Annotated in this window: 1 protein-coding gene; it reads left to right on the forward strand. The window is 62.9% G+C overall.

Features of this window, described 5'->3' with window-relative positions; translation table 11 throughout:
- Positions 1 to 803 (forward strand): AMP-binding protein (locus tag CDN38_RS33765; RefSeq protein WP_142361416.1); only part of this gene is annotated, 803 nt, incomplete at both ends.

The raw sequence follows: 803 nt of genomic DNA on the forward strand, positions 1-803 counted from the left end.
GCTGATGCCGCGCCGATCGTCGCGTTGAGCACCGCTGATCTGGCTCACCGGTTGGGCGGGTGCGACCTGCTGGTCATCGACATCGATGATCCTGCTGTCGAGGCCCAGCCCAGTACGGCGTTACCGGCGCCGGCCGGGGATGACATCGCCTATTTCATCTACACCTCGGGTACCACCGGAACGCCCAAGGCGGTGGCTATCACCCACCACAATGTCGTCGAGTTGCTGGAGTCGTTGGATGCGGACCTGCAGCGCGCGGGGGTGTGGTCGCAGTGGCATTCCTATGCCTTCGATGTCTCGGTGTGTGAGATCTTCGGGGCGTTGTTAGGTGGTGGGCGGCTGGTGGTGGTGTCGGAGTCGGTGGTGCGCTCGCCGGAAGATTTCCACGCGTTGCTGGTTGCTGAGCAAGTCAACGTGTTAAGCCAGACTCCTTCGGCGTTTGATGGGTTGCAAGCCGTCGATGCGCTCGCACCCGAGCTGCGAGAGCAGCTGAAGCTTCGGGCTGTGGTGTTTGCCGGTGAGGCGCTGCAGCCGCAGCGTCTTGGGGTTTGGTTGGGTAGCCACCGGCGATCACCGCGGCTGATCAACATGTATGGCACCACTGAGACGACGGTGCATGCCTCGTTTCGGGAGATCGTTGCTGGTGACGCCGACAGTACGGTCAGCCCGATTGGGGTGCCGTTGGCCCATCTGGGTTTTTTTGTGCTGGATGGGTGGTTGCGGCCGGTGCCGGCGGGTGTGGTGGGGGAGTTGTATGTGGCCGGTGCCGGGGCTGTCTCTTATACACATCTCCGAGCCCACGA

The organism is Mycobacterium ostraviense, assembly GCF_002705925.1.
Classification (GTDB): domain Bacteria; phylum Actinomycetota; class Actinomycetes; order Mycobacteriales; family Mycobacteriaceae; genus Mycobacterium; species Mycobacterium ostraviense.